This is a genomic window from Nonomuraea sp. NPDC050547 (assembly GCF_044457345.1).
Classification (GTDB): Bacteria; Actinomycetota; Actinomycetes; order Streptosporangiales; family Streptosporangiaceae; genus Nonomuraea.
Genome location: NZ_JBITGW010000013.1, coordinates 71,641 through 96,804, shown reverse-complemented (window position 1 = coordinate 96,804; position 25,164 = coordinate 71,641). Strand labels below are relative to the sequence as shown.

Here is a 25,164-nt window from a genome sequence, read left to right as displayed (position 1 = left end):
GGGGTTAAGGTGCCTGACCAGCTGGTTCATGCGCATCCGGCCGCGTCAGTCGACTGGCTGCGCGACGCGCGCAGAGCCCGCCTGCTCAGCCTGGTCACGCTGGCGTGGCTGGCGGCGGAGAGCTCGCTCGGACTGGCGGCGGGGTTCTCCGCGCACTCGGTGGCGCTGATCGGCTGGGGGCTGTCGGCCCTGGTCGAGGCGGGCGCCAGCCTGATCGTGCTGTGGCGCTTCACCGGCTCGCGCACGCTGTCGCCCTCGGCCGAGCACACCGCGCGCCGGGCGGTCGCGGTGAGCTTCTGGGTGCTGGCCCCCTACCTCGTGGTGCACGTGGCCCACGACCTCGACGCCGGCCACCGGGCCGCGCCCAGCCTCCTCGGCATCGCGGTGACGGCGGTGAGCCTGGTCACTATGCCGGTTCTGGCGGCGCTCAAGCGGCGCCTGGCCCGGCGGCTGGGCTCCGGCGCGACCGCGGGCGAGGCGGCGCAGAACCTCATCTGCGCGGTGATGGCCGCGGGGGTTCTGCTCGGGCTGTGGGCCGGCACGCTGGGGTGGTGGTGGGTGGATCCGGCCGTCGCACTGGTGCTGGCGGCGGTCGCCGTACGCGAAGGAGTGCGCGCGTGGCGCGGTCACGCATGCTGCCACTGACGCACACGCAGGGTCATCATCACACCAAAAGACCTGTTTTGTTGCGCCAAGCCCACCGAGTATCGTTCCCGGAGTATTAAAGGAGCATCTACCGCCAGGATCTCCGAAAGGTCTCGACACACCGAAGAGGACATCGTGGGGCGACATCGCACAGACGAACTCGATGACGGGTATCGAGGCCAGGATCCGGGCCCGCGCCGGCGCAGCCGTGGCAGCGGGCGTGGCAAGGTTCTGGTCCCGCTGGCAGGTGCGGTGGCACTCGCGGTGCTCCTGGGCGTGGCCGCGTTCGTCATCTTCAACCGCGACCACGACTGCTCCGGCGGCAAGCTGCCGCTGAACGTGGTGGCAGCCCCCGACATCCAGCCCGCGCTGCAGAAGATCGCCGGCGACTACAACAAGTCGCTGCAGTCGATCGACAGCAAGTGCGTCGAGGTGAAGGTCACCAAGGAGAACCCGTTCAAGGCGGCCAACAACATGGCCTCCGGCAAGCTCACCCCCGACGTGTGGATCGCCGACTCCAGCCTCATGGTCTCCGAGGTACGCGCCACCACGGCGGGCGCGGCGATGCCCGAGCCGTCGGGTTCCGTGGCCAGGACCCCGATCGTGCTGGCGGCGGCCAAGTCGATGGCCGGCAAGCTCTCCGGCAGCCTGCAGCCGAGCTGGGCCGGAATGATCTCGGCCGCGAACGTGGCCAATCCCGACGGCCCCGGCCGCAAGGTCCGCGTGCTGGCCCTGGACCCGAAGAAGAACTCCGCCGGGCTGGGCGCGCTGCTGGCCGCCTCGGGCGCCGCCAAGGAGGCCGATCTCGACGACAAGGCCATGGTCGGCGCGCTCAAGGAACTGTCGGACCAGGTGGTCCCCAGCCCCGACGCGCTGCTGGCCAGCCTCGCGGTGAAGTCGGGCAGCAAGGTGCCGGTCGGCGTCGCCCCCGAGCAGGCCATCTACGCCCACAACCAGAAGAAGCCGGACTCGCTCATCGTCCCGCTCTATCCGGAAGAGGGCACGCTCAGCCTCGACTACCCGATCGTGATCACCACCAAGAGCCCGGACACCCGTAAGGCCGCCGACGCCTTCAAGGCCGAGCTGGCCGGGCAGTCGGCCCAGAAGACCCTGCGCGAGAACGGCTTCCGCAGCCCCGACGGCAAGGCCGGCGACGTCCTGACCAAGGACAAGGGCTTCGACCCCAAGACCCCCGCGGCGCTCAAGCCCCCGGACGCCAAGACCATCGCCGCCATGGCGCAGTCGTGGTCCCGGCTCAGCCTCGGCACCCGGATGCTGGCCCTGCTGGACGTCTCCGGCACCATGGCCTACCCGGTGGCCGGCGCCGGCATGACCCGCATGCAGGCCATCACCAAGATCGCCAGTGAGGGCCTCGGCCTGTTCGAGGCCGACTCGGAGATCGGCGTGTGGGCCTTCTCCACACATCTGCAGGGCACGCAGGACTGGCGCGAGCTGATCTCGGTCGGCCCGCTGAGCGAGTCGGTCAACGGCGTGCTGCGCAAGGACGCCTTCTCCACCCAGCTCGGCAGCATCCAGGCCAAGCCGACGGGCAACACCGGCCTGAACGACACCCTGAAGGCCGCCTACGCCCAGATGACCAAGGAATACGCCGACGACAAGATCAACACCGTCCTGATCCTCACGGACGGAGCCGGCAACGACGACCCCGAGGGCGGCATCAGCAACGCCGAGATCCTGAGCTACCTGAAGAAGACCTACAACCCCAAGCGCCCGGTGAGCATCCTGCTGATCGCCTTCGGCCCCGACGCCCCCAAGGGCAGGGCCGAGATGGACACGCTCGCCAAGGCCACCGGCGGCGAGGCGTACATCGCCAAGAACATCCTCCAGGTGCGCGACTTCTTCGCCCAGGGGATGGCCCGGCGCCTGTGCGCGCCGCGCTGCGACGGCTGACCTCGCCCGTCACACCTTTCCCACCTCATGCCGGATCGGCATGAGGTGGCAACCCCTGCCTGAAAGGCGGCGTCCTCCACCCGGGACTTGCACCTGCGGGGAGGGTTTGTGGCTGGATGGCCTAATGTCGATCGCGCCGACGACCATGAGCTGGCGCAGGGGCTGCGTCGCGGCGACACCGACGCTCCCGCGAAGCTCTACGACGCCTACGCCGAACGGCTGCACGACTACGCCTGCTCGCTGACCGGCGACCGCGACAGCGCGGCGGACTCGGTGCACGACGCGCTGGTCACCGCTCAGGGCGGCGCGGCACGGCTGCAGGAGGCGGCCAAGCTGCGCGCCTGGCTCTACGCGCTGACCCGCTTCCAGGCGGCGGCCAGGATGGCGCGCAAGGACGGCGCGCCCGCGGGCCCGCCGCCGCCGGTGCTCGAAGAGCCGGAGGATCCCGAACTGGCGGCGCTGGTGTACGAGGTGCTGGGCGAGCTCAGCAAGAACGAGCGGGAGGTTCTAGAGCTGTCGTTGCGGCACGGGCTGACGCCCGCGGAGGTCGGCTCGGTGCTGGGGCTGACCTCGCGGCAGTCGGCGACGCGGCTGGGGCGGGCGCGCGACCATCTGGAGAACGCGGCTGCCGCCGTCCTGCTGGCCAGGACGGGCCGGGCCCACTGCCCGGACCTGTCGGCGATGGTGGACTCGTGGGAGGGTCCGCTCACGCTCATGCTGCGCCGGAGGCTGTCGGGGCACATCGGCGGCTGCGAGGTCTGCACCGAGGGGCGCCACCGGCAGGTGGCCGCGGCGAAGCTGCTTGACCTGGTGCCGGTCGCCTACCCGCCGATCTCGCTGCGCCGCCGGGTCGTCGACACCTGCGTCAACCCCGAGCTCGACCACGCGCGCACGCTGATCATGGAGCGGGGCGACAGCTTCGACCGCACCGGGTTCCCGGTCGAGCAGCGCGGCGGGCGCGGTTCGCGGCGGCGGCGCCCGCGCAGGCTCGCCCCGGTGGTGCTGGCCGGGGTCGCGGTGCTGGCGGGCACGGGCGCGATGGCGCTGATGAACGGCGAGAGCGGCGCCCCCGCCGCGGCCATGCCGACGTCCTCCCCCTCGGAGTCGCGGGCGCCGATGTCGGTGCCGACCGACGAGCCGGTGGACGAGGAGCTGACCGAGGAGCCGGCTCCGGACCCGACCACGCCGGACCCGGAGCCCACGCGCTCCGGCCCGGCGCCCCGGGTGACGCCCAGCGACCGGCCGGACCCGCCGGCCACCAAGCCCGCGAGCGACCCGACCAGGACGCGCAGGCCCGCCCCCGGCGCCCGGCTGACGGTGGGCTGCCCCAGTTCGATCAGCGGCGCCGCGAAGGTCGGGCTGACCGCGCGGAACGCGAGCGTGTCCTGGACGTCCGGGCCGTCGGAGGGATTGGGCGTCTTCCCCGCGAGCGGGACGATCAAGGCGGGCGCGTCGGCGTCCATCTGGGTGACGGTGGACGACCCCGAGGCCGCCGGTTCGGGCACGGTCACCTTCAGCTCGAACGGCGGCGCCGCCACCTGCGCCCTTTCCTGGCGAGGACGGCAGGCGCCCACCCAGGAGCCCTCCCCCTCCGAGGAGCCGACTCCGACCGGCGAACCCACCGAAACACCAGGAGAAGCCCCAGAGTGACACTTAGGTGATATTAGGGGATATATCAGGCTCTAGGTCGAACTTCCCCTCCGTGATAGGGCATCCTGGGGGGCTTGGGGCGCGTATCGGGACTCAGGCTCACCTTTCTCGCACTCGCAGGTCATGTGCGAGAAACCTGGTGACCCGGGTAAACCGGCACGCGCCGCCAGGCGTCGCCATTGACGCGCCCACAGCACGATTGGTCCCATGAATGGGCGATCAATCGTGCCATCACCGTTTTTAGAGCCAGGAGAGACGAGCCAAATGCCCGATCACGCCTCTGGGACGCGGCTGACAAGCCATCCCGTTGCGGCTACCGTCGGTCTGTTGCGTGATCGTGATCTGTTCGCCGCTCAATCAGGAGGAGCCGGGGCAACTGTCGGGGGAAGACCGTGCTGACCGAAGTGGGGGCCAGGTGAACATCACCGTCGTTCGCCCGGGAGACCTCGGCGAGACCGAAAGGTCGCGCTGGCGGGAGTTGCAGAAGGCCGACCCGAGCCTGGACAACCCCTTCCTCTCGGTGGAGTTCGCCCTGGCGATGGACCGTCTGCGTGACTATGTCAGGACGGCGGTCGTGGAGGACGCCGGCGAGATCATCGGATTCTTCCCCTACGAACGCCATCACTTCGGCATCGGCAAGCCTCTCGGCGGCTTTCTCACCACCTGCCACGGCCTCATCGGCGTGCCGGAGGTCAAGGTCGAGGCCAAGGCGCTGCTGCGCGCGTGCGGGCTCAACGTCTTCGCCTTCGACCACATGGTCGCCGGCCAGCCGACGTTCGCCCCGTACGAGAGCGACGTGCGCCCGGCCGCGGTCATGGACTTCACCGCCGGCTACGAGGCCTGGCTCGCCCAGGTGAAGGAGAACTCCGCCAAGAACCTGAAGACCTGGCGCTACAAGGAACGCAAGCTCGCCAGGGAACACGGTGAGCTCCGCCTGTCCTGGGCGTCCACCGACCACGGCGAGCTGCGCCAGCTGCTCGCCTGGAAATCCGACCAGTACCGCAGGACGGGCCGGGTCGACCGGTTCGCGCAGCCGTGGATCGTCGAGCTGACCGAGCAGATGCACGCCGAGCGCTCCCCCGGCTTCGCCGGAGTGCTCACCATGCTCTACGCCGGCGACGTCCCCGTGGCCGGGCACTTCGGCCTGCGCACCGCCACGACCCTGGTGGGCTGGTTCCCCGCCTACGACTCCGAATTCGGGAAGTACTCGCCCGGCATCGTCCACCATCTCCGCATGGCGGAGGCGGCCGCCGGCGCGGGACTGCACACGGTCGACATGGGCAAGGGTGGCAAGGATTACAAGCATTGGCTGAAGAGCGGCACGCTCCACGTCTCGGAGGGCCGCATCTCGCGGCCGTCCGCGGCGGCCGCCGCGCACTGGATCGGCAGAGTTCCCTTCAACAAGGCGCGAACAATTGTCACCGATTCGCCGTCTCTCTATAGAGCGGCGGATCGTGTGTTGAAGGGCTTTGGGCGTATGCGTAGTACTCGAGGCCAAGAGTCAGACGTCAAAGAACCATCGGGAGCGCTCTAAGCAGCGCTCCCACCCCCTCGGCAGCACAACACCAGCACCCTCACTCCCACTGGACCGGCAATGCATCGTTTACCGCTTTCGGCACCCCCACAGCACCCGGGTGTGGCCGAGCGTGGCCTGCGGCGGGTGGTCCCGGAAGGATTGTTCCCGAAATGAGTCCCGAGAACATCAGGCACAACGGCAAGGCGCAGGTGACCTCACTGCGGTCCATGCCGCCGCTTGAGCGTTTCACCCCTGTGACACCCCACCTGGCGATATCGCCCAGAGTCAGCGTGGTGGTGCCGGCGATGAACGAGGCGGAGAACCTGCCGCATCTGTTCGCCACCTTGCCCCAATGGATCGACGAGGTCGTGCTCGTCGACGGCAACTCCGTTGACGACACCGTCGCCGTGGCCAGACGCCTGCGCCCCAACCTGAGGATCATCACGCAGACCGGCAAGGGCAAGGGCAACGCCCTGGCCGCCGGATTCGCCGCCTGCACGGGCGACATCATCGTGATGATCGACGCCGACGGCTCCATGGACGGGAGAGAGATCATCACGTTCGTGGGCGCGCTGGTGACCGGCGCCGACTTCGTCAAGGGCTCGCGCTACGCCACCGGCGGCGGCAGCGACGACCTGACCTTCGGCCGCAGCGTCGGCAACAAGGCCCTGACCGCGCTGGTCAACCTCATGTACGGCACGCGCTACACCGACCTGTGCTATGGCTACAACGCCTTCTGGGCCCACCACCTCGACGTGCTCGACCTGGACTGCGACGGGTTCGAGGTGGAGACCCTGATGAACGTGCGCGCCGCCAAGGGCGGGCTGACGATCCACGAGGTGCCCAGCCACGAACGGCACCGCATCCACGGGCAGAGCAACCTGCGCACCTTCCGCGACGGGTTCCGGGTGCTCAGCACCATCCTGCGGGAATGGCGGCGGCCACCCGCTCTCCAGCTGCCCGAACCCACCGCCACACCCGCCGCCGACCGGGGCGTCGCTTAGCCACGAAGGCCCACCCGTGCTTACATCCGTCGTCATCTGCGTCTACACCGAGGAGCGCTGGGAGGACATCAGGCAGGCAGTGGAATCGATCGAGAACCAGCGCCGCAGGGCACATGAGCTGATCCTCGTCGTCGACCACAACCCCGGCCTGCACCTCAAGCTCACCCGGGCCTACCCGAAGGCCGTCGTCGTGGAGAACTCCCACGAGCAGGGCCTGTCGGGGGGCAAGAACACCGGTGCCGATGTGGCCGGCGGTGACATCGTCGCCTACCTCGACGACGACGCGGTGGCCGATCCCGGCTGGCTGGAGGCTTTGGAGGAGGGCTTCCAGGAACCAGGGGTGGTCGGCGTCGGCGGGCGTACGGATCCGCTGTGGGCGTCGGAGCGACGCCCGCGGTGGTTCCCGCACGAGTTCGACTGGACCGTCGGCTGCAGCTACCGGGGCATGCCGGCGGTCCGGGCTCCGGTCCGCAACGTCATGGGCGGCAACGCCGCCTTCCTGCGCGAGGCCGTCACCGGAGTCGGCGGCTTCCACAGCGGCATCGGCCGCAGCGTCCAGGGACGCAAGAGCCGGCCGCTGGGCTGCGAGGAGACCGAGTTCTGCATCCGGCTGACCCAGCGCAGGCCCGGGTCGGTCATGTTGTTCGAGCCGCGGGCGCTGATCGGGCACAAGGTGCCCAGGCAGCGCGAGACGTTCTCCTACTTCCGTTCCCGCTGCTACGCGGAAGGGCTGTCCAAGGCGCTGGTCACCCGCGAGGTGGGCACGCAGGACGGCCTGTCCAGCGAGCGCGCCCACGCGCTCAAGGCGCTGCCCAAGGGCGCCCTGCGCGGCCTGGGCGAGGCGCTGCGCGGCGACCCGGGCGGGCTCGGCCGGGCCGGGGCGATCGTGATCGGACTGGCCTGGACCGCGTGGGGCTACGCCGTCGGCTCCTGGAGGCTGCGATGATCCGGGTGCCGATCCTGATGTACCACTCCGTCACCGACCGGCCCAACGAGGCGACCAGGCCGCTGGCCGTACGACCCGGTGACTTCGCCGAGCAGGTGGCGTACCTGGCCGACGGCGGGTACACGCCGATGACCTTCGCCGACCTCGTCGCGGCGCTCAACCACAATCAGGTGCCCCAGAAGGCGGTCGTGATCACCTTCGACGACGGGTACGCCGACTTCCACTCCCACGCGCTGCCCGTCCTGGAACGGCTCCGGATGCCCGCCACGATCTTCGTCACCAGCGGCTGGCTGGCCGACGCCGGCAAGGACGCGGCGGGCCGACCGCTTGACGACATGCTCACCTGGGGCCAGGCCCGCGAGGCCGCCGCCAGCGGCATCGAGATCGGCGGCCACAGCCACAGCCACCCGCAGCTTGACCAGCTGGCCGACGCCGAGCTCCGCCAGGAGCTGCGCAGGAACAAGGGCCTGCTGGAGGACAAGGTGGGCACACCTGTCGTGACCATGGCATACCCCTACGGCTACTCCAGCGCGCGGGTGCGCCGCGAGGTGCGCAAGGCCGGGTACTTCGCCGCCTGCGCGGTCAGCAACGCCATCGCCGCCGACCGGCACGACGTGCTGGCCGTGCCGCGGCTGACCGTGGCCAGGCGCACCAGCATGGACCGCTTCCGCCGCGCCGTCGAGGGCCGCGGCGTGCCGCTCATCTACCTGAGGGAACGTACGCTGACCAAGGGCTACGCGATCGTCCGCCGCGCGCGTTACGCGATGCGCCAGGTGTCCCCCGGTGGCTGAGCGCGGCCTGAAGAGGTTCCTGCCCGCCGACCTCAACGACCCGCTGCTGCGCAGCGCCTACTCCCTCATGCTCAACGCCGGCGCGGGCGCCGTCATCGGGCTGGCCTACTGGACCGTGACCGCGCGCGTCTTCGACGAGAAGGACGTCGGCGTCGGCATGGCCATCCTGGCCGCGATGAGGTTCCTGGCCGCGATCACCTCCTTCGGCTTCGTCGGTACGGTCGCCCGCTTCGTCCCCGAGGCCGGCCGGCACACCGCCCGCTTCGTCGGCACCGTCTACGGCGCCGCCACCGGCCTGGCCGTCGCCGGCTGCGCGGTCTTCCTGCTCACGCTGACCAGCTGGGGCGAGACCTACAGCCTGCTGTCCGGCTGGACCGCCGGGCTGGTCTTCACGGTGATGGTGATCGTCTGGAGCATCTGCACGCTGCAGGACGTGGTGCTGACCGGCCTGCGCAAGGCCCCCTGGGTGCCGGTGGCCAACCTGGTCTTCTGGGTGGTCCGCTTCGGCGTTCTGGCCGTGTGCGCCGTGCTGCTGGGCAACTCGGCCGGCGTCTCGGTCTCCTGGGCGGTCTTCCTGGCCTGGATCGCTCCCGGCCTGGTCGTCTCCCTGTGCCTCAACACGGCCGTCTTCCGCAAGCTGATCCCCCAGCACGCCCGGCTCACCGCGGACAAGACGCTGCCGCCCCCGCGCCAGATCGGCCGCTTCCTGGCCGGCGACTACGCCGGCTCGATCTTCACGCTGCTGTTCAACTACGGCGTGCCCGTGCTGGTCGCGGCCCAGGTCTCCAAGGAGATGAACGCCTACTACGGGCTCACCATCACCCTCGGCGCCATGCTGGAGATGCTCAGCTACACGATGGCCTCCTCGCTGACCGTGGAGGGCGCCTTCGACAAGGCGACGCTGGCCGACAACTGCCGCAGGGCGCTGCGGCGCACGTTCCTCATCCTGACGCCGCTGGTCGTCGTGGCGACGCTGCTGGCCCCGGTGGCGCTGCTGCTGTTCGGCGAGGGGTACGCGCAGCACGCCACCGACCTCATGCGGCTGATCGCGCTGGCGGCGCTGCCCCGTGCCGTGGTCGAGCTCTACCTGGGCGCGCTGCGGGCGCTGCGGCGGGCGGGGATGATCGTGTTCGTGCAGTTCGGGATGGCCGTGATGGCGATCGGCGGGGCGCAACTGCTCCTGCCCGTCCACGGGATCACCGGGGTGGGCCTCGCGATTCTGGCCAGCCAGACGATCACCGCGCTGGCGGTGCTACCGGGGCTGTGGCGGATCGCCTCAGGGCGCGCCCAGGCCGCGCGCCTCCATCCGCCGGACGACCCAGGTGGGGCTCAGGCGTAGCAGGGCGATGGCGGCGACGCCGTACGATCTGACCTCGCGCGGGTCGGTGGTGAAGGCCCGCATCGACCAGCGCAGGGCTTCGGAGCGGCGGCCCACCGCGACGCGGGTGAAGGCGACCTGCCCGGCCAGGCGGGAGTAGCCCTTGCGGGAGGTCTTGATCTCCGGGTAGCGCTCCAGCAGCCACTGCAGGGCCTCGGCGATGACGTCCCAGCGGCCGGCGAAGTGCGACTGGGCGTGCATGCGGACGTGGAGGTGCTCCTCCGGCACGTGCACGATGGGCGCGCACCTGGCGGCGCGCAGGAGCATCTCGTAGTCCTCGCCGTAGCCGCTGGGGATCGTCTCGGAGAACAGGCCGACGGCCTCGCCGGTCAGGGCGGAGCGGCGGGCGAGGAAGCCGGAGGGATGCATGGCGGGCTGGCGCCCGTCGAGCAGGTCGGCGAAGGGAACCCGCTCCTTCTCCAGGTGGATGTGGCGGGTCCAGTCGTCGTGGACGATGAGCGAGCCGCAGGTCGAGAAGACGGCGTCGGGATGCTTCTGGACCGCTCGGACCTGCGCGGTGATCTTCGTGGGCAGCCAGGTGTCGTCGTCGTCGCAGAAGGCGACCCACTCGACGCTCCCGGCGTGGGCGAGGATGCCGCTGTTGCGGGCGGCGGGCAGGCCGCGCGAGCGCTCGTTCCTGATCAGCCGGACCGGGCGGGCCGGGTCGTCGGAGGCGAGCTCGGGATCGGGGTCGCCGCCGTCGAACACGACGACGGTGGTGACCTGGCCCGGATAGTCCTGGGAGGTGATGCCCTTGAGTGTGTCTCTGATCATCTCCGGCCGGTCACCGCGCGTACACACCACGACGCCCACTTCGGGCCACGTGCCAGACTCCATGGAAAGACCGCCTTGGGAGACAAGACCTGCGATCGCTGAAGTTACAGCGTATCGTTCCAGGAGTGCCGAAGAACCAGGGAAAACAGGACGATGTCCTGATCGCGCCGCTGGTTCAGCGGACCGGTCTGCACGGCGTGTACCTGCCCTCCGCCAGGCTCGGGCTCTACCTCGCGTTTCGTGCTCTCGTGGAGCGCGGGCAGCGGGTGCTGATGTCCCCGGTCAACTGCGAGACCGTGCTCTTCGCGGCGGTCGCCGCCGGGCTGCGCCCGGTCATGGCGCCCGTCTCGCCGGACGACGCGACCATCGACGCCGAGCGCGTCGACTGGACCGGGATCGGCGCGGTCGTCGCCACGCACATGTACGGCCTGCCGGGCCAGGTCGACCGCCTGGCCGCCGAGTGCGCGGCCAGAGGCGCGGTCCTGGTCGAGGACTGCGCCCACGCCTTCCAGACCCGGCTCGGCGAGCGGCACGTGGGCACGTTCGGCGCGGCGGCGGCCTTCAGCCTGTCCAAGCACGCGCGGGCGGGCTCCGGCGGCGTTCTGCTGCTGCGCGATGCCGAGGCCGCCCGGCGGGCCGCGGACCTGCGCGACCGGCTGCTGCTGGCCCCCTCCACCGCTGGCGAGCTGCGGACCGTCGCCGCCCCCCTCCTGCGCGACGCCGTCTACGCGCTACGCCTGAGCACCCCGGCCTGGCGGCTGGCCCGCGCGCTCGGCATCGAGGCCACCTACGTCAGCGACGACTCGCGCGCCCGCGACCTGGCCGCCGTCGGCGCCGAGGACCTGCCCGCCTTCGACCGCTGGATGTCCGTCGGCTCCGGCGGCTACCGCAACGCCCACGGCGCCGTGCAGCGCCGGTTCGCCGCCGCCCGCCAGCGCACCGCCGAGCGTGAGCGGGCCCGGCGGGTGGCGGGCGTGCGGATGCTGGCCGGGCTGCCCGTGACCGCCCCGCCGGTGCGGGAACTGGCCGACCAGCCGCTCTTCCGCGTACCGCTGCTGGTGGAGGAGCGTGACGAGGCGATCCGCGCGCTGGAACGGCGCGGCGTGATCACCACGGCGCTGTACACGCCGCCGCTGGACGAGGACTTCGGCGCGCCGCTGACCGAGCCCGGCCCCACCCCCGAGGTGGCGTCCTGGTGGACCCGCCACGTGCTGCCCGTCGACCCGCTCCAGGCGGCCCGCGCGCTGCCCGTGCTGCGCACCCTCGCCGCGCCGGTACGGCCGGCCGTCAGTACAGCCGATTGAAGGCGGCCCTCCCTACACTGGAGGCCGATTCACGCGTCATCCGTACGGAGCACCCATGCCTCAGGAATCGGCGGGCAAGCACGCCGTGCCCCGCAAGAGCCGCCGGATCCTGTGGAGTCTGGTCGTCGGCCTCGCTGTCCTCGCCACCGGGACCGTCGTGTACGTCACGTCCTACTCCGACCCGGAAGCGGGCGCCGACGGCACCCGCCCGTGCGGCTCCCCCGCCACGCTCAAGCAGGGCCCCGCGTGCGGCGCCTGGTGGGGCGTCTACACACCGCCGGCCGCCGGCGGCCTGCTCAACTCGGTCACCACGCTGGAACGCCAGGTCGGCAGGAAGTTCGACGTCGTGTTCGCCTACCACGACATGTCCGAGACGCCCAACGGCCAGATGCTGCGCGACGACGAGCCCCAGCTCGGCCGCGACCGGCTCCTGCTGCTCGGCTGGGAGTCCGAACGCTGGAACACCTCCGACAACATCCCCTGGGCCAGCATCGCCCGCGGCGAGGCCGACCACAGCGTCATCGACCCCCAGGCGCGGCGCATCAAGGAGTACGGCAAGCCCGTCCTGCTGGGCTTCGACGGCGAGATGGAGATGCGCAAGAACGCCGGAACCCCGGCCGACTACGTGGCCGCCTACCGGCACATCGTCGACCGCTTCCGCGCCCTCGGCGTCACCAACGTGGCCTGGGTGTGGGGTGTCACCGGCTACTACCCGTTCCGTCATCGCTGGAAGGCCTTCTACCCGGGCGACGGCTACGTCGACTGGGTCAGCTACGACCCCTACAACTTCGCCCGCTGCCGCAACGCCGAGTGGCAGGACTTCAAGACGACGATCAAGCCCACCTACGACTGGTTCGTGAGCAACGGGTTCGGCAAGAAGCCGTTCATCCTGAGCGAGTACGGCAGCGAGCACAACGTGCGCGACGACCGGGCCCGCGGGCGCTGGTACGCCGACGTGCCAGGCGTGCTGGAGGACCTTCCCCACATCAAGGCGGTCGTCCAGTGGAACGCCGTGGACGCCGACGGCTGCGACTTCACACTCACCGGTCCCGGCACGCTGACCGAGTTCGGGCAGGCGGGGAAGGCGGCCTACGTCCGGCAGAGCCTGCCAGCCGCCGTCACCCGGCCGGGGTCCTAGCCTGACGTGAGGGTTCTGCCCCGGGCCCGGGTTCTACCCCGGGCTCGGGGTCCTAGCCGGATTCCGCCCAGGACGGGCGTTCCACGGGCTCGAAGCGGAAGATCTGGTCGCGTTTGCCGGAGCAGGCGAGCTGGGCTATCTCGGCGCCGGGGTGGATGTCGGCTTCGCCGTACAGGGCACCGAGGCATTTGCCGCTGTGGACGGGGCGCAGCCTGAGCCCGTTGCGATCGCGCTCCAGCAGGAAGCGCTGGTGGGCGGCGGCGATGCAGTCGCTGGGGGCGAGCAGGGCCTCGTCGCCGAGGTAGGCGCCGTCCACGCTCAGGCAGCCGACGCCCTGCTTGGGGTGGTGCCATTGGATCTCGTAGACGCCGGGGCCGAGGGATTTGAGGTAGGTGGCCGGGCCCTCGGCCGCGCAGGAGGTCTGGACGGCCAGCGGGCGGTCGGTCTTGCCCGAGCGTTCGCGGCCCTCGCTCACGCACAGGCCGCGGTCGGCGACGTGTAGGGGGACGATCCGATACCAGCCGTCCTGCGGGGGCTGCGCGGCGGCGCTCTGGTTGGCGTCGGCGCGGCCTTCCAGGACGTCGCCCATGCCTCTGATGAGCGTGGGGGCGAACAGGAGCGCGACCGCGAGGCCGGCGGCCACGGCGATCACCGGCCACCACCGGCGCACGAGGGACCGGCGCGGCGGGTCGAGCTCCGCCGGATCGGGGGACGGGCTCACGGGTGTCTCCGGGCCAGGTCCGATCTCCCCCGAACCCGCCTGCCCACCCACGCCGGCCTGCCCCGAACCGGCCCGGCCCGTGCCGGCCTGGCCCGCCTGGCCCGTGTCGGTCTGGACCGTGTCGGCCTGGCCTGTGTCCGCCTGGCCCGTGCCCGCCTGGCCCGTGATGGTCTGTTCGCCTGTGGGGTGCTGCTCGCCCGTGCCGGCCGCCAGGTTTCTCCGGGCGCGGATCCAGCGGTCGGTCTCCGCCTCGTCCAGGCCGCAGGCGGCGGTGAAGGCCGCCACGAAGTCCTCCCTGGGCAGGGTCGTCCTGCCCAGGACGCCCGCCACCGTGCTCACGGGGAGCGCGCCGCCCGACGCGCTCGCCAGCCGCCGGTAGGTGAGGCCGCTCCAGCGGCGTAATCGGGCCAGCGCGGCGACGTACTCGGCGGCAGTGGTGGCTTGCGCCGGGTCGGGGGGACCGTCCTCGTCCAACGCTGCTTCTTCCGCTCGGAGCCCACTCCCGGCTCGGGCGGTCATGTTAACAAAGGATCTTTACGCGGGTCATCCCCCTGCCTTGGCGCGGGAAGTGGAGGCAGGGGGACGCTCGATCGAGCCCGTCAGCAGCAGATGTCAGCTCCGCGTAGAGCCTTGCCGCGCGGCTCCCGCCTCGGCCGGAGCCGAAGCCGATGCCCCTGTTTCCGGCTTCGTGCTTCCTGACCGCCTCGGAGCGGACACGGACGTGGGATGCGCATCGGGCGACCTCCGTCGGGAAGACTTCAAGGACCACCCAGAAGCTCGCCCACCCGGCCGCCCGCTGCCAAGATCGAACAACGTTCCGAACTGTTCGGAACACTCTGATCGAGACGACGATCAGGCGATTCGGACCGAGTAAAGTCACGGGTAGCCGTCGTTCAGCTCTGGGTCGGGAAAGGTACACACGGTGGAGGGCAGGCAAGCCGACGAGGCGCTCGATGACGAGACGACACGTCAGCTGAAGCGGCCCGCCGCCGATCGGGCGGCCTTACCTGACGACGACGCGACGAAGGTCGCCCGGCTGCCGAGGCCGCGTACGGACGACGAGGACGACGCGCCCACCGGCGTCCTGGTCTGGGACGCGCGCAAGCTGCTCGAACCGGAGCCGGACGAGGACGAGGACGACGCCACCAGCACCCGTCCGATCCCGAAGATCACGGCCGAGCCGCCGCCCCCGATCGACGAGAAGACGGTGCCCACGCTCTCCGTGGTCGTCGTCACCGGAGAGGTCGGCGCCTGGCACCAGCTACGCGTCACGATCGCCTCCCTGCGCGCCCAACTGGAGCCGCCCGAGCAGATCGTCGTGGTCGTCGACCACTGCCCCGAGCTGGCCGACCTGGCCCGCGGCGGGCTGGACGACGTCGTCGTGCTGCACAACGAGGGGCAGCGCGGGGTGGCGGCCGCCCGCAACCTCGGCCTGACGGTCGCGACCGGCGACGTCGTGGCCTTCCACGACGACGAGACCGCCGCCGAGCCTGACTGGTCCACCTGCCTGCTGCGCGCCTTCGACGAGCGGCAGGTCCTGGCCGTGCGGAGCAACCTGACGCTGCGGTGGGTGGCGGGGCGGCCGAGGTGGTTCCCGGAGGAGCTCGCCTGGATCATGGGCGCCTCGTGCACCGGCTCGCCCGAGGAGGCCGGGCCGATCGACGACCTCTACGGCGCCGGGGTGGCCTTCCGCCGCGCCCCCCTGGCCGAGGCCGGCGGCTTTCCCGCCGACCTCGACCACCAGGCGGGCGACGTGCTCGCCGAGCCGCCGGGGGGCGTGAAGGCCGAGCTGTTCCACCTGCTCAAGGAGCTCAACCCCAACGGCAGGGTCCACTTCGAACCCTCCGCGCACCTGCGGGCGGGCATCTCCGCCCGGCGGGCCACGCGCGCGTACGTGATCTCCCGCTGCGTCGCCGAGGGCAAGTCGCTGGCGGCGGTCCCCCACCGCGGGCGGGGGCGGCGGGCGCTCAGCGTGCACCTGGCGCAGGTGAAGTCCTCGCTGCCGCGCACGACCTTCCAGGCGATCACCGTCACCGGGCCCGGCAACGTCCGGCCGGGGCAGGCGCTGATCACCCGGCTGCTGGCGATGCTCGCCACCGTCATCGGCTACATGAGCGGCCGCATGGACTCCACGCGCGCCGACCTGATCCCCGCCGCGGGGAACCTGACCTGGTTCGTGGCCCGCACCGCGCTGCCGGTCTCCACGATCCTGTGGGGGCTGTCGCTGCGCCGGGTCAACCTCGACCAGATGACCGACCTCGGACTGCTCACGGTCCTGCCCGCGACGTTCTGGATCGCGATCGTGGTCATGATCGTCGGGTTCGTGGCGCTGCTCAACGACCGGCACGCGCTGGAGCTGTGGCACGCCGGGTACGCGCTCATCCTCATCGCGGTCCTGCACGCCACGCCCAGCCTGCTCTATCCCACGCTGCGCTACCCATGGGCGTGGAAGCACGTCTCGGTCATCGACTACCTGATCAGGCACGGCGCCACCGACCCGGCCGCGGGCTCGCTGTCGGCGTACCACCAGTGGCCGGGGTTCTTCTCCTTCTTCGCGCTCATGACCGAGGCGGCGGGGCTGGAGAACGCGCTCGACATCGCCAAGTGGGGCCCGCTGGTCTTCAACGTGGCCACGCTGCTGCCGCTGCTGCTGCTGTTCAGGACCGTGACCCGCAACAGGCAGCTCATCTGGGGCGGCATCTGGGTGTACTTCTCCTGCTCGTGGGTCGGGCAGGACTACTTCTCGCCGCAGGCCACCACGCTGGTGCTCTACCTCATCGTGCTGGCCGTGGTCGTACGGAGGTTCAGGCGAGGGCCCATCAGGGCCGGTGACGACCCGCACGGGCTGGCCGCCGAGCCGCCGCCGATGACCACGACGTACGCGCGGCTCACCTGGACGCTGCTGCTGATCGTCCCGATCGCCGCGATCGCCTCCTCCCACCAGCTCACGCCGCTCATGCTGGTGGCCACGCTCGGCTTGCTGTTCATCCTGCGCCGCTACCGCAACTTCGGCATCCTCATGGTGAGCGCGGGGCTGGCGGCCGGCTGGGCCGTGGGCATCGCCTGGCAGGTGCTCGAAAGCAAGATCAACTTCATCGTCGGCTCTCTCGGCGACGCCGGCGGCAACCTCGACGCCGGGCTCGTGGCACTCGGCGACGTCGCCCCCGGCCAGGTGATCGTCGCCTACGCCGACCGCGCCTTGTCCGTCGGCCTGTGGCTGCTGGCCATCGGCGGCGCCATCCTGCGCCGCCAGTGGCTGCGCCGCCCCGGCCTGCCGTTGCTGATGATCGGGCTGGCGCCGCTGGTCTTCTTCGCCGCGGGAAGCTACGGCGGCGAGATCCTCTTCCGCGTCTACCTGTTCACGCTGCCGATGACCGCGTTCCTGGCCGCCGCCGTCTTCCTGCCCAGCAAGCGCGCCTTCGTACGGCTGGCCGTCCTGCCCGTCGTCCTGCTGCTGATGGTCTCCGGCTTCTTCTTCGGCAACTACGGCAAGGAACAGGGCAACTACTTCACCCTCGACGAGGTCGAGCTGGTCAACGAACTCCACCGGATCGCGCCCGTCAACTCGCTCATCGTCGCGCCCACCTTCTTCCTGCCCGGGGCCTACGACCAGTACGAACGCTTCGACCAGAGCTGGCTCGACGAACTGCCGCCCTCGCGCGAGGCCCTGCCCAACCTGCCCGCGTACGTGCCGACGCTCGCCGAGTTCGTCGAGAAGCCGGCGCCGTCGCTGATCAACCTCATGTCCAAGCTCCCGCCCGGCGCCAAGGGCTACCTCGTGCTCAACCGCACCCAGCGCCCGGCCACCGAGACGCCCGGCATCCTGCCCAAGGGCACCATCGACCGGCTCAAACGGGAGGTCGAGGCGTCGAAGCGGTTCAAGAAGGTGCTGAGCAACCCAGGTGGGGACGTCTACGAACTGCTGCCGGAGAAATCATGACGTTCTCGCGGGTGTCGTTGTTGTTGCTGGGACTGTCCGGGTGGCTCGCCGTCCTGGTCGGCCATCTGGCGGCGGGGTCGGCCGTGCGGGTGGTGGTGACGATCCTGTTCCTGGTGCTGTGCCCGGGGGCTGCGGTGCTGGGGCTGGTCCGGCCGTTGCTGGGGCGGCGGGACCACACGGGTGACGCGATGGAGAGCGGGGCGCTGGCGTTCGCGATCAGTGTGGGGCTGGGGATGCTGGTCAGCGAGGCGTACTTCCTCACCTCGACGTTCACCATGGACCGCGCCCTGATCACTCTCGCCGCCATCACCTCCGCCGCCTCCCTCGCCGCCCTCATCACCACCTTCCGCACCCGCGCCCCCCACGAGGGCGTCCTCCGCCGCCGCGTCTAGCTCTCTCCTATCCGTTACGGCAGGCCAAGTGGGCGCCTCCCGCCGTCGCGGGCTCGCACCCGTGCGAGGCCGGCCGGCAGTCGGACGGGGTTCTCGCCGTAACGCCGCACGTTGGGCCACTGCCCGTGGCCCACGCCTCCCGCCGCGACAACGCGCCGATCACCACCGTCCCCCCTCCCGCCGTCCCGGCGCGGGGAAAAGCCCGGGAACCCGACCTCAGCTTCTCGGCCTCACACCCCCTTGGCGTCTCAGTCCTTGGCGTCTCAGTCCTTCGGCACCGCTCTTGGGTCGCGGGTGCCGGGTGGGTGGGCGGTCAGGTGCGGGAATGGATGTGGGTGGGGGGTGGGGTGGTGGGGTCCAGGACCGGGTCGGGGATGGGGGTGCCGTAGGTGGTGACCAACGGGAGGATGCCGGCCCAGATGGGGAGGGCGTAGTCGTAGTCCTCGTCGCTGGGCGGGCCGGTGCGGAGCTTTACCGAGGCTTCCGTGAGGCTCAGGGCCAGGACCGACGTGGCGGCCAGTTCCTTGCGGCTGGGCTGGCGGGCGTAGTCCCACTGGCCGGGGGCCAGGTGGTCGGTGAGGGCGCGGAGGCCGGCCATGCGTTCGTCGGGGTCGGTGACCAGGCGGGCGGTGCCGTAGATCATGGCGCTGCGGTAGTTGAACGAGTGGTTGAAGACGGAGCGCGCCAGGACTATGCCGTCCACGTGCGTCACCGTCACGCAGATCTCCGTGTCCTGGCCGGAGCGCAGCGACTTGGCGCCCGTGGAGCCGTGGAGGTAGAGAGTGTCGTCGATGCGGCCGTAACCGGTCGGGACGACCATCGGGTGCCCGTTGTGCACCACGCCCAGGTGGCAGATCAGCCCGGTGTCGAGCACCTCGTACAGGTCGGCGCGGTCGATGCTGGCGCGGTGCTTCTCGCGGCCGAGCGTGGTGCGGGGTGTGGTGGAGAGCATGCGGTCCATACTGCTCGGAAGTGGACTTGTAGATTAGGGCCACTAAATGCCGATACATGGAGACCACTTCCTGTGCGCAGCCTTGTTGACCTGCCCGTAGCCCTTTCCCGGGACTCGGCGGAGCCGCTCGCCGCCCAGCTGACCGCCTGGCTGCGGGAGGCCATGCGGGGCGGGACGCTGGCTCCGGGTGAACGGCTGCCGTCCAGCCGGGGGCTGGCGGCGCAGCTGGGCGTGAGCCGTACGGTGGTGACGGAGGCCTACCAGCAGCTTTACGCGGAGGGGTGGCTGGACGGGCGGCACGGGTCGGGGACGTTCGTGGCTCAGCTGTACGCGCCGCCGCCTGCCGTGGATGCCGCCACGACCACTGTGCCCCCGCCGCCCGCCGCCGCCGCGAAGCCTGTGATCGATCTGGCGCCGGGAGAGCCCTGGGTGCGGGACTTCGACCGTGCGGCGTGGAAGCGGGCCTGGCGCAAGGCGGCCGACCTGCCCCCGGGCGACGACCCCGACCCGTACGGCCTGCCGTACCTGCGAGAACTGCTGGCCGCGCACCTCAGACGGACCAGGGCCGTGGCGGTCGGGCCCGAGAACGTCCTTGTCACGCGCGGCACCGCCAACGGCCTGGACCTCGTCACGCTCGCGCTGCTCGGGCGCGGCGGACGGGCCGGGGTGGAGGATCCGGGCTATCGGGTCACGCGGAACGTCTTCGCCGGGCGCGGCGTCGAGGTGGTGCCGTGCCCGGTGGACAGCGACGGCGTGATCGTGGAGGGGCTGCCCGAGGATCTGAGCGTGCTGTACACGACCCCGGCGCACCAGTACCCGATGGGCGGGCGGCTGCCGATCCCGCGCAGGGAGCGACTGCTGGCGTGGGCCAGGCGGACCGGCGCGATGATCGTGGAGGACGACTACGACGCCGAGTTCCGTTACGACGTGGCGCCGCTGCCCGCGCTCTACGGGCTCGATCCGTCGCGGGTGGTGCTGCTGGGGACGTTGTCGAAGTCGCTCGCCCCGGACGTCGGCGTCGGCTGGCTGGTGGGACCGCGGGACCTTCTGGCCAGGATCGCGGGCATCAGGAAGGATCTGGGCGACCGTACCAGCGGGCCGGTGCAGCAGGCGGTCGGGACGCTGCTTGAGCACGGCGACCTCGACCGGCACCTGCGGCGGATGCGACTGGAGTACGCGCGCCGCCGGGCCGCCGTGGTCGAGATCCTGGGCCCGGTGTGCCGCCTGCACGGCGACACCGCGGGCCTGCACGTCCTGGCCGAGCTGCCCGAGGACGTGGTGCCGGAGATCGTGCGCGAGTCCGCCGCGCGCGGCGTGCGCCTGGACTCGGTGGAGCGCCACCATCACGGCGCGCCGCGGGTGCACGGACTGGTCATCGGGTACGGCTCCGCGTCGCTGGCCGACGTCCGCAAGGGCTGCGCGATTGTCGCGGACCTCATTGCGCCGCCGACCAGAGCAAGGTTCTAATGTGGTCCCATGACCGTTCCCGGCTTGGACTGGCCCCGACTGACCGACTGGATCGCCGCCCACGTGCCCGGCGCGGGTGAGGCGCTGTCGGCGTCGCTGATCTCCGGCGGCAAGTCGAACCTCACCTACCTCGTCGAATGCCGCGAGCGGCCGGTCGTGCTGCGCCGCCCGCCGCTCGGGCACGTCCTGCCGACCGCGCACGACATGCGCCGCGAGTGGCGGGTGATCTCCGCGCTGAACGGCACGCCGGTTCCGGTGCCGGAGGCGCTCGCCTTCTGCGCCGACGAGACGGTCATCGGGGCGCCCTTCTACGTGATGGGGCAGGTGGACGGCGCCGCCGTACGCACGCGGGCGGAGCTCGGCGACCCGCCGCCCGAGCAGGCGCGGCGGCTGTCGGAACGGCTCGCGGAGATCCTCGCCGCCATCCACGACGTCGACTACCGGCAGGTGGGGCTGGGCGACTTCGGGCGGCCGGAGGGGTACCTGGCCAGGCAGCTGAACCGGTGGGAACAACAGTGGGAGCGGTCGAAGGCGGCCGACCTGCCCGAGTACGACCGGCTCGTGGGGCGGCTGCGCGAGCGGATGCCGTCGCGCTCGGAGAGCACGCTCGTGCACGGCGACTACCGGCTGGACAACACGCTGGTCAGGCGGGATCCGCCGGAGATTCTGGCGGTGGTCGACTGGGAAATGTCCACGCTCGGCGATCCGCTGGCCGATCTGGGGCTGACGCTCACGTACTGGCAGGATCCGGGCGACGCGGAACGTGCGAGCGTGCCGGTGGCGGGGGATGTCACGCTGGCGCCGGGGTTTCTGAACGCGGCCGAGTTCGCCGCGTGCTACGCCAAGGTGTCAGGGCGGGATATCGCCGACATCAATTACTACGTGGCTTTCGGCAACTTCAAGCTGGCCGTCATCGTCGAAGGTATCCATGCCCGGTTCCGGCAGGGTAAGACCGTGGGAGAGGGCTTCGACGGCATCGGCGCCGCCGTACCCACGCTGATCGCCCGCGCCCACCGCATGCTCGACCAGGAGGCCCCATGAGTACGGTCGCGTTGATCACCGGAGCCGCCGGCGGGATCGGCGCGGCCGTCGCCAGGCGGCTGGCCCGCGGCGGCGCCCGCTGCGTGCTCGTCGACGTTGACGCGGACGGCGCGGAACGGCTGGCCAGAGAGCTCGGCGGCACCGCGGTGGCGGGCGACGTCACCGACCGCGAGACCTCCGCGCGGGCCGTCGCCACGGCCGAGCGCGCGTACGGGCGGCTCGACCTCGTCCACCTCAACGCCGGCATCTCCAGCGGCGTCGACCTGACCGCCTTCGACCCCGACCAGTACCGCAAGGCCGTCGGCGTCAACATCGACGGCGTCGTGTACGGCGTGGCCGAATCCCTGCCCGCCCTCGCCCGCGGGGGCGGCGGCGCGATCGTGGTCACCTCATCGCTGGCCGGGCTCGTCGCCTATGACGGGGACCCGGTGTACACGATGACCAAGCACGCGGTGGTGGGGCTGGTCAGGGGGCTGGCCAAGCCTCTTGCCGTGTCCGGGGTACGGATCGGGGCGGTGTGTCCCGGCTTCACCGACACGCCGTTGGTGGCCGGGATGCGGGACGTGTTCCTGGGGGCCGGGTTCCCGCTGCTGGACGCGGAGGACGTGGCGGCGGCGGTGGAGACGGCCTTCTACTCCGAGGAGCCCGGCGCCATCCTGGTCGTCCAGCCGGGACGCGCCCCTGTCCCCTACCGGTTCTCCGGCGTCCCGGGCCCGGCGGGCGGCGAACGCCCACCCACCCCCCTGACCACCCCCTGACCCACCATCCGCTCCGCCGCACCACCCGGCAACCCGCGCCCTCACCCCCACGCCAAGTGCTGCCTCCCTCCGCGGCTGACGGAACTCAGGACCCTTGGAGACGGGGAAACCCCGGAGACGGCGGAGCCCGCTGCCCGGAAGATCGTGGTGCCAACACCCCGGAGCACCCCGAACCCGGAGCGCCCGGAGCCGTGGGCGCCGGCGCCTCGGGGCCGGGTGGGGCATCGCGGAAGGCCCGGATGCCGGTGCCTCGAAGGCCGGGTGGGGCATTTCGGGGGTGGGTGGGGAGGGAGGCCGGGGAGGGCGAAGGTGGCGGGGTGAGGTTGGGGCTGGTCAGGGGGTTGGGTGGGGGAATCGGTTAGAGAAGGTATCGGTATAGCCGTTCACATCCGGAGATGGCAGTAGTTTCATGAAAACCTGACCGCTAGATCGCACGTCCAATCTGGTGGGCCGCCTCCTGATGGGAGTTGGCGATGGAGTGGAGTGCCCCCGGTTACACCGAGATCCGACAGCTCGGTACGGGCGGAAGTGGCCGGGTCGTCTTGGCCGAGCATGACGACACCGGTGTCAAAGTCGCGATCAAGTATTTGGCCGAACGGCTCAGACAGGATCCGGCCGCGCTGGCCAGGTTCCAGTCGGAGGCGCGGCTGCTCACCACGTTACGCGATCAGCACATCGCGACCATGTGGGAGTACATCCAGGAGCCCGCCGGCGCCGCCATCGTGATGGAGCTGGTCAACGGCGTGTCACTGCGCGCCCTGCTCCGCGAGAACGGCACCACGAGCCCCGAGGCGGCCCTGGTCGTGCTGAAGGGTTCGCTGCTCGGGCTGGCCCGTGCGCACACGATCGGACTGGTGCACCGGGACTACAAGCCGGAGAACGTGATCGTCCGCGAGGACGGGATCAGCAAGCTGGTCGACTTCGGCATCGCCGTACGGGAGGGAACGGCCGCCCATCCCGAGGGCACGCCGCCCTACATGGCGCCGGAGATGTGGGCGGGCGGGCCCGCCTCCCCCGCCACCGACGTCTACGCGGCGACGGCGGTCTTCTTCGAGTGCCTGACCGGGCACCGGCCCTACCGCTCGACCGAGCCGAGCGTGCTGGGCTATCAGCATCTGCACGCGCCGATCCCGGTCCACGACGCGCCGGAGCCCGTACGCGACCTCGTCACCCGAGGCATGGCCAAGCATCCCGGCCAGCGCCCGGCCAGCGCGGCGGACTTCGTGGCCGAGCTGGAGGAGGCCGCCAGGGCGGCCTACGGCGAGGACTGGGAGGAACGCGGCAAACGCCGCCTGGCCGCGCTGGTGGCCCTGCTGGCGACGCTCTGGCCGGTCCCGCAACCGGTGGCGACGCCTCAGGTGGGCACGTCCGTGACGCGGACGGTCTTCAAGGCGATGCGGCACAACGCGGTCAGGATGGGCGTCGGCACGGGCCTGGCGGTCGCGGTGGCGGTCGCCGCGGTGGTGATCCTGAGCTCGCGCGGCCCGTCGACCACCCCGGTGGACGTGGTCGCGGCCTCGCAGACTCCGGCGCCGCTCAGCCCCGCCCAGCTGGGCACACCCCCGACGACCACGCCTCCGGAGTCGCCCGAGGCGGTCGATCCGAGCGCGGTGGCCTCCGTGCCGACAGCCGTGATCCCGTCGGCGTCCAGCCCATCCAGCCCGGACGCCACCGAACCCGCCGGGACCACCGAACCCACCACGAACACCCCCACCACCACCAAGCCCACGACCAAACCGACCACCAAGACGCCCACCCCGAAACCCACGAAGACGCCCGCTCCCCCGGCGACGGTCTCGGGCATCGGCCTGGGCAAGCTGACGCTCTCCTCCTCGAACGGGAACGCGGCCGCCGGAACGGCCACCGTACGCGCCACGAGCAAGGGCCCGATCACGCTGACGGCCCGCTTCACCGTGGGCGGCGCGGTCGCCAAGACCACGACGGCGCGCCTCAGCGGCGCGCTCAGCTACACCCGCGCCTTCAGCCACACCCTGGACGACAGCGCGTGCGGCGAGACGGTCACGCTGACCGTCACCACCTCGCCCGCCGCGACGGGCGGCGCGAAGAGCGCGAGCGTGAACGTCCCCGACTGCCCCACGGACGTCACCCGCCTGCGCGTGGCGCTGTCGGTGGCCGAGTCCCCCGGCCGCTCGGTGAGCATGCGGATCACGGCCGCGGCCGGCGGAACGGCCGCGATCCCGATGCGCGCCAGCCTCTCCTTGAACGGCGAGCCGGTCCTGACCCGGGAGACGACGCTGTCCGGCGACACCTCCTACACCCGCGCCTACAGCCACAGCTTCGCCAAGCGCCCCTGCGGCGGCACGCTGACCGTCACCGTGACCGCGGGCGACCGGCAGGCCTCGTCACGGGCGACGGTCGGGTGTCCGGCGGGCGTGCAGCGCATCAGCGTGCTGCGCGCCGCGCTCGGCGCGCGCGGCCTGGCGAGCGCGACGGTCGCCGTCACCACACTCAACGAGCAGGCGGTACGGCTGAGCGTCACGTTCACCGTGGCCGGACGGACCATCGGCAGCGACGCCATGGACCTGTCCGGGGAGACCGCCTACACCAGGACCGTCTCGTTCGCGGCCGGGAAGACGCCCTGCGGGTCACGGTGGTCGGTGACGGCGTCGGCCGGAGGGAAGGCGGACAGCGCGAGCGGACAAACCCCCGCCTGCCCCTCCGAACCCTCCGAAAGCCCGTCGGAGACGCCAACAGAACAGAAACCCTCCGAGAAGATGTCGGAAACCCCCAAACCGGAACGATGAAATTTCCGACTTCTCTGGAGTAAGACGGGTTACACTGCCGAGCGTCTGCTGTGGGTGGGGGCCCTGACGAC

19 protein-coding genes are annotated in these 25,164 nt (G+C 71.2%); 16 read left to right on the top strand and 3 right to left on the bottom strand.

The annotated features are described in order from the left end of the window. The first annotated feature begins 9 nt into the window (after window positions 1-9). From ACIBHY_RS30490 to ACIBHY_RS30455, 8 genes are all read left to right on the top strand, one after another. The gene (locus ACIBHY_RS30490; RefSeq protein WP_397308474.1) at window positions 10-645 is read left to right on the top strand and encodes a cation transporter; all 636 of its coding nucleotides are present in this window, start codon (window positions 10-12) and stop codon (window positions 643-645) included. 252 nt (window positions 646-897) lie between these two features. Then, on the top strand, window positions 898-2,556 hold the full coding sequence (locus ACIBHY_RS30485; protein ID WP_397244413.1) for a substrate-binding and VWA domain-containing protein: 1,659 nt from the start codon (window positions 898-900) through the stop codon (window positions 2,554-2,556). A gap of 108 nt (window positions 2,557-2,664) precedes the next feature. Beyond that, the gene (locus ACIBHY_RS30480) at window positions 2,665-4,206 is read left to right on the top strand and encodes an RNA polymerase sigma factor (protein ID WP_397244415.1); all 1,542 of its coding nucleotides are present in this window, start codon (window positions 2,665-2,667) and stop codon (window positions 4,204-4,206) included. Window positions 4,207-4,621: 415 nt separating this feature from the next. Continuing rightward, window positions 4,622-5,740, top strand: coding sequence for a GNAT family N-acetyltransferase (locus ACIBHY_RS30475; RefSeq protein WP_397244417.1), 1,119 nt, complete (start codon window positions 4,622-4,624; stop codon window positions 5,738-5,740). A 152-nt stretch (window positions 5,741-5,892) separates the two neighbouring features. Then, entirely contained in the window at window positions 5,893-6,726 is an 834-nt protein-coding gene (locus tag ACIBHY_RS30470; RefSeq protein ID WP_397244419.1) for a glycosyltransferase family 2 protein, read from the top strand. Window positions 6,727-6,742: 16 nt separating this feature from the next. Further along, window positions 6,743-7,672 carry a glycosyltransferase family 2 protein gene (locus ACIBHY_RS30465; RefSeq protein ID WP_397244421.1) on the top strand — a complete coding sequence of 310 codons (930 nt, stop codon included), beginning with the start codon at window positions 6,743-6,745 and terminating at the stop codon, window positions 7,670-7,672. Next, on the top strand, window positions 7,669-8,463 hold the full coding sequence (locus tag ACIBHY_RS30460; RefSeq protein ID WP_397244423.1) for a polysaccharide deacetylase family protein: 795 nt from the start codon (window positions 7,669-7,671) through the stop codon (window positions 8,461-8,463). The genes ACIBHY_RS30465 and ACIBHY_RS30460 overlap by 4 nt, the downstream gene beginning before the upstream one ends. Next, a complete protein-coding gene (locus ACIBHY_RS30455) occupies window positions 8,456-9,802 on the top strand; it encodes a lipopolysaccharide biosynthesis protein (RefSeq protein WP_397244425.1) in 1,347 nt (448 codons plus the stop codon). The genes ACIBHY_RS30460 and ACIBHY_RS30455 overlap by 8 nt, the downstream gene beginning before the upstream one ends. On the opposite strand, the gene ACIBHY_RS30450 is transcribed toward ACIBHY_RS30455, so the two are convergent. After that, window positions 9,740-10,678 carry a glycosyltransferase family 2 protein gene (locus ACIBHY_RS30450; protein ID WP_397308473.1) on the bottom strand — a complete coding sequence of 313 codons (939 nt, stop codon included), beginning with the start codon at window positions 10,676-10,678 and terminating at the stop codon, window positions 9,740-9,742. The two genes, ACIBHY_RS30455 and ACIBHY_RS30450, sit on opposite strands and share 63 nt — an antisense overlap. Before the next feature lie 62 nt (window positions 10,679-10,740). Here ACIBHY_RS30450 and ACIBHY_RS30445 point away from each other — a divergent pair, with 62 nt between their 5' ends. Both ACIBHY_RS30445 and ACIBHY_RS30440 read left to right on the top strand, forming a co-directional pair. Next, window positions 10,741-11,919 (top strand): DegT/DnrJ/EryC1/StrS family aminotransferase, encoded by a 1,179-nt coding sequence (locus ACIBHY_RS30445; RefSeq protein WP_397308472.1) that lies wholly within the window; start codon window positions 10,741-10,743, stop codon window positions 11,917-11,919. A gap of 55 nt (window positions 11,920-11,974) precedes the next feature. Further along, window positions 11,975-13,057 carry a glycoside hydrolase family 26 protein gene (locus ACIBHY_RS30440; RefSeq protein ID WP_397244431.1) on the top strand — a complete coding sequence of 361 codons (1,083 nt, stop codon included), beginning with the start codon at window positions 11,975-11,977 and terminating at the stop codon, window positions 13,055-13,057. Between the two features lie 52 nt (window positions 13,058-13,109). Here the strand turns inward: ACIBHY_RS30440 and ACIBHY_RS30435 are convergent, their stop codons facing one another. Continuing rightward, window positions 13,110-14,252, bottom strand: a complete 1,143-nt coding sequence (locus ACIBHY_RS30435; RefSeq protein WP_397308471.1) for a helix-turn-helix domain-containing protein — start codon at window positions 14,250-14,252, stop codon at window positions 13,110-13,112. A gap of 448 nt (window positions 14,253-14,700) precedes the next feature. Here ACIBHY_RS30435 and ACIBHY_RS30430 point away from each other — a divergent pair, with 448 nt between their 5' ends. Together ACIBHY_RS30430 and ACIBHY_RS30425 are read left to right on the top strand one after the other, a co-directional pair. After that, the gene (locus ACIBHY_RS30430) at window positions 14,701-17,718 is read left to right on the top strand and encodes a glycosyltransferase family 2 protein (protein ID WP_397308470.1); all 3,018 of its coding nucleotides are present in this window, start codon (window positions 14,701-14,703) and stop codon (window positions 17,716-17,718) included. Next, window positions 17,715-18,110 carry a hypothetical protein gene (locus tag ACIBHY_RS30425; RefSeq protein ID WP_397308469.1) on the top strand — a complete coding sequence of 132 codons (396 nt, stop codon included), beginning with the start codon at window positions 17,715-17,717 and terminating at the stop codon, window positions 18,108-18,110. The genes ACIBHY_RS30430 and ACIBHY_RS30425 overlap by 4 nt, the downstream gene beginning before the upstream one ends. Before the next feature lie 313 nt (window positions 18,111-18,423). Here the strand turns inward: ACIBHY_RS30425 and ACIBHY_RS30420 are convergent, their stop codons facing one another. Next, window positions 18,424-19,062 carry a pyridoxamine 5'-phosphate oxidase family protein gene (locus tag ACIBHY_RS30420; protein WP_397308468.1) on the bottom strand — a complete coding sequence of 213 codons (639 nt, stop codon included), beginning with the start codon at window positions 19,060-19,062 and terminating at the stop codon, window positions 18,424-18,426. Window positions 19,063-19,134: 72 nt separating this feature from the next. Here ACIBHY_RS30420 and ACIBHY_RS30415 point away from each other — a divergent pair, with 72 nt between their 5' ends. The 4 genes from ACIBHY_RS30415 (at window position 19,135) to ACIBHY_RS30400 (ending at window position 25,093) form a co-directional block, all read left to right on the top strand. Further along, complete coding sequence (locus ACIBHY_RS30415) at window positions 19,135-20,529, top strand: PLP-dependent aminotransferase family protein (protein ID WP_397244440.1); 1,395 nt, start codon at window positions 19,135-19,137, stop codon at window positions 20,527-20,529. 9 nt (window positions 20,530-20,538) lie between these two features. Continuing rightward, a complete protein-coding gene (locus ACIBHY_RS30410; protein WP_397308467.1) occupies window positions 20,539-21,570 on the top strand; it encodes a phosphotransferase family protein in 1,032 nt (343 codons plus the stop codon). Next, on the top strand, window positions 21,567-22,328 hold the full coding sequence (locus tag ACIBHY_RS30405; RefSeq protein WP_397244445.1) for an SDR family oxidoreductase: 762 nt from the start codon (window positions 21,567-21,569) through the stop codon (window positions 22,326-22,328). The genes ACIBHY_RS30410 and ACIBHY_RS30405 overlap by 4 nt, the downstream gene beginning before the upstream one ends. A gap of 473 nt (window positions 22,329-22,801) precedes the next feature. After that, window positions 22,802-25,093 carry a serine/threonine-protein kinase gene (locus tag ACIBHY_RS30400; RefSeq protein WP_397308466.1) on the top strand — a complete coding sequence of 764 codons (2,292 nt, stop codon included), beginning with the start codon at window positions 22,802-22,804 and terminating at the stop codon, window positions 25,091-25,093. The last annotated feature ends 71 nt before the right edge of the window (window positions 25,094-25,164 follow it).